This window comes from Flavobacterium sp., assembly GCF_046317795.1.
Lineage (GTDB): Bacteria > Bacteroidota > Bacteroidia > Flavobacteriales > Flavobacteriaceae > Flavobacterium.
The window spans coordinates 1-3,452 of sequence record NZ_JBKCVI010000198.1; the positions used below are offsets into that span (position 1 = coordinate 1).

A 3,452-nucleotide genomic window follows, 5' to 3' on the forward strand; every position below is an offset into this window, starting at 1 on the left:
ATAGATAATAGATAAATCTATATCAAACTCTATGTTCTATATTCTATATTCTATATTCTATTATAAACTTAACAGATTTTCTCTGAATTGATCAGCATAATATCGTGTCACATTTTGGTCAAAATAAGGTTCATTGTCGATTCTTCCAATCATTTTGGCTCTTGTTTTCGTTAGGATAATGCTTTCCGTGGCTTTGTTTTCATCTCCCGAAAAAATAATGCCTGCCACAACAATTCCTCTGCTTTTCAATGCTTCAAATGTCATTAAAGTATGATTGATGCTGCCCAAATAATGGCGAGAAACAAGAATAACTTTATACTCTTTTTGAATTAAATCGATGACACAATCAGTATCATTCAGCGGAACTAAAACACCCCCTGCGCCTTCAATAACAAGATGATTATCGGTTTTGGGTTCTTTTATATTTTTCAAATCAATAACAACTCCATCAATACTTGCAGCATAATGCGGACTTGCTGGCGTGTTCAACGCATAAGCATTGGAGTGAAATTGTGATTTTTTATTTGAGATTCGAGATTTGACTTTGTGTGTATCGCTGGCATCTAAATCCCCAGCTTGTATGGGTTTCCAATAATCGGCTTCTAAAGCTTCGGTTACTATGGCTGACGCTACTGTTTTCCCGACGTCAGTTCCAATTCCTGTGATGAATAGTTTCATAATATTAGCCACGGATAAAACGGATTGAACGGATTATCGCTGATTTTTTAAATTATTTTTTCTGTCGTTTGTATAAATTATTCTTTTAAACTCAGGTTCTTCCCCAAAGTTTAACAATATTCCAACTTCGATTGGTGTTGATTTGAGATAATTTATTATTTGTGCAACATGAACATTCATTAGTAATTCTGTTGCTTTTAGTTCTACAATTACTTTATCTTCTACTAACAAATCAGAATAATATTCTCCAACAAGTTGATTTTTGAAATAAACTTTGATTTGTTTTTGAGCTTCTACTTTATAACCTAAAGATTTCAATTCAAAATACATTGCGTTTTGATATACTTTTTCTAGAAACCCACAACCAAGCTCATTATATACTTCATAATAAACTTTTAAAATCACATCTGTAATTGATTTATGTAATAATCCTACCATACCATCTGTGAAAATCTGTTAAATCCGTTTTATCCGTGGTTAAAATTAGTGCTTAATTGAATTCGTATTTGCAGTTTTGACATTTATACTTGTATTTCGAAAATAATTGAGCGAACGCACCTAGAATTGCAACTTGAAAAAAGGATTTTACTCCATCAATTGCTATTTCCATCTCAACTTGCTTTGTAGCACATTTTGGGCATTTTACGGGTTGATTTTCATCATCAACAGCGTAGAGATTTACTTCACCAAGAACTTCTTCTGCTTTTTCATAATCTTCGGTTTTGACAAACAACTTTACGCCACCAATAGCATTGCTATATAATGGATTAGAATCAATCGTATTGTTGTCCCTCAAAAAAACTTCAATGCCTTGGCTTTCTAATTTGCCTTGAAATATAATGGCCTCGCTTGTGTATTGAAATCGTCGAAGTAAAGTGAATTTTTCCTGTTCCATAATTTAGTTCACAAAAGTAGCCAACAAAGATAACACTTCGGTAATTTCTTTTTCAGTATTATAATTATGCAAACAAAATCTCAATCGTTCTTGTCCTTCGGGTATTGTTGGCGAAAGAATTGGTTTTACATCAAAACCCTTTTGTTGTAGTTGACTCGCTATACTTTTCACTCTTTCATTGCCCGGAATGATAGCGCATTGAATAGCCGACCCTGCCTGCCGGCAGGCAGGTTTACTATAAACAAATAAAGGTTTCAATCCCAATCTGTTTTTCTCTTGATTGAAGTGTGTGATGTTTTTTTTCAATGTCTTCAATGCGATTTGTTCTTTTGTCAAATGCTGATAAGCAATCAAAATAGTTGCTACTGAATGTGGTGATAATCCTGTTGTGTAAATAAAACTTCGGGCAAAGTTGACCAAATAATTTTTTAATTCGGCACTGCCTAAAATAGCGGCACCATGACAACCCAATCCCTTTCCAAAAGTCATGATACGAGCAAAAACTTTGTCTTGTAATCCAAAACTTTGCACAACACCTTCACCTCCCGAAGTTTCGGGACTGCCAAAAACGCCTAAAGCGTGTGCTTCATCAATCACTAAATAGCCATTATATCTTTCAGAAATTTGAACAAGCTCTTCCAGATTTGGACAATCACCATCCATAGAAAAAACACTTTCGGTGACGATGTAGAACGCTGGAAGTTGGGAGCTGGAAGCTGGAAGTTGTATGCTGTGTCTTTGAAGTAACTTTTCTAAATCTTCTAAATCGTTATGTTGGAATTTAAAACTCTTAGCGTTGCTCATTTGAATACCATCGCGAATTGAAGCGTGACACAATTCGTCATACAAAATCACATCGTTGCGTTGTGGCACCGAACTAAAGAACCCAATATTAGCATCATATCCCGAATTGAAAATTAAAGCGGTTTCGGTTTGATGGAATTGGGCAATAAAATCTTCGGTTTGTTGGAATAATGTATGGTTTCCTGACAGTAATCGTGAACCTGTAGCTCCGTTTACTTTTATGTTTTGGTTTACTAAAAGCTGGTGTGTTTGTTCAAATATAGTTTCGCTTTTGGCAAAACCAATATAATCATTGGAAGCAAAATCGATTAAACTATTAGATTCAGGTAACGAACGCAAAGCGTTATGAACTTTGCGATGTTGGAGTTTTTGTTGTAATGATTTTGGGAAATTTTTCATAACTGAGATTTATCAATCCATTTAGAATTTCCTTTTTCGGTTGCATCGAGTAAATCTATGTTAAGCTTTTTAATTACTTGAGCAGCAAACTCGAATGCAGTTTGACTATTTTCAAACATATACATTTTATAATGCTTATTTTTATTATACCAAAGATTTACTTCATATTGTTCCTTATCGTTAAAAAAAACGGAAACATATTCTAATTCTGGAACCACAGAAGTTACTTTTCTAAAAAAGGGACCAACCATATATACTGATATTAGTTTGTCTTTGTCTATATCAATTAAAATGTTTTTTGTTATTGAAAAAGAAATTCCACCAGCTAAAGACAAAGTTGCATATTTGATTAAATTGGCTATGTATTTTGGATTTATATCATCTACTTCATATTTGTAGAATGTATTAAAAATTTCATAAAACCAATAAATCATAGAAGAAAAAAGTAATGCTGCTATAATAACTTTCCACCAGGGTAATTTACCCTGAGACACAATTAGTTCGTACTCGTTAACTTGTTCCATTATCCAAAAATAAAAAAAGCCCAATCTCGTTGGTGACGAGACTAAGCTTTCTGCTTTTATTTTAAATCGTCTTAATCCGCTAAAACAATTACTTTATTGTCTTTCATTTCAATGGTTCCTGAATTGATTTCCAAAGTATAGTTTTGTTCATT

General features: G+C 33.3%; 5 protein-coding genes. All 5 read right to left on the bottom strand.

Annotated elements, in window-relative coordinates:
* Positions 1-60: 60 nt before the first annotated feature.
* From bioD to ACK5ON_RS11655, 5 genes are read right to left on the bottom strand one after another with little or no spacing between them, the layout of a single operon-like run.
* Positions 61-678: a dethiobiotin synthase gene (gene bioD, locus ACK5ON_RS11635; protein WP_409822639.1), complete on the bottom strand. Its 618-nt coding sequence runs from the start codon at positions 676-678 to the stop codon at positions 61-63.
* A 33-nt stretch (positions 679-711) separates the two neighbouring features.
* Positions 712-1,116 (bottom strand): GxxExxY protein, encoded by a 405-nt coding sequence (locus ACK5ON_RS11640; protein WP_409822642.1) that lies wholly within the window; start codon positions 1,114-1,116, stop codon positions 712-714.
* A gap of 52 nt (positions 1,117-1,168) precedes the next feature.
* A complete protein-coding gene (locus ACK5ON_RS11645) occupies positions 1,169-1,573 on the bottom strand; it encodes a DUF2007 domain-containing protein (protein ID WP_409822645.1) in 405 nt (134 codons plus the stop codon).
* Between the two features lie 3 nt (positions 1,574-1,576).
* Positions 1,577-2,776, bottom strand: coding sequence for an aminotransferase class I/II-fold pyridoxal phosphate-dependent enzyme (locus ACK5ON_RS11650; RefSeq protein WP_409822648.1), 1,200 nt, complete (start codon positions 2,774-2,776; stop codon positions 1,577-1,579).
* The gene (locus tag ACK5ON_RS11655; RefSeq protein WP_396175977.1) at positions 2,773-3,300 is read right to left on the bottom strand and encodes a hypothetical protein; all 528 of its coding nucleotides are present in this window, start codon (positions 3,298-3,300) and stop codon (positions 2,773-2,775) included. The genes ACK5ON_RS11650 and ACK5ON_RS11655 overlap by 4 nt, the downstream gene beginning before the upstream one ends.
* Positions 3,301-3,452: the final 152 nt, after the last annotated feature.

Bases quoted from the DNA above. Each gene is read 5' to 3' on its own strand.
- bioD (WP_409822639.1), bottom strand. From the start codon at position 678: ATGAAACTATTCATCACAGGAATTGGAACTGACGTCGGGAAAACAGTA.
- ACK5ON_RS11650 (WP_409822648.1), bottom strand. From the start codon at position 2,776: ATGAAAAATTTCCCAAAATCATTACAACAAAAACTCCAACATCGCAAA.
- ACK5ON_RS11640 (WP_409822642.1), bottom strand. From the start codon at position 1,116: ATGGTAGGATTATTACATAAATCAATTACAGATGTGATTTTAAAAGTT.
- ACK5ON_RS11655 (WP_396175977.1), bottom strand. From the start codon at position 3,300: ATGGAACAAGTTAACGAGTACGAACTAATTGTGTCTCAGGGTAAATTA.
- ACK5ON_RS11645 (WP_409822645.1), bottom strand. From the start codon at position 1,573: ATGGAACAGGAAAAATTCACTTTACTTCGACGATTTCAATACACAAGC.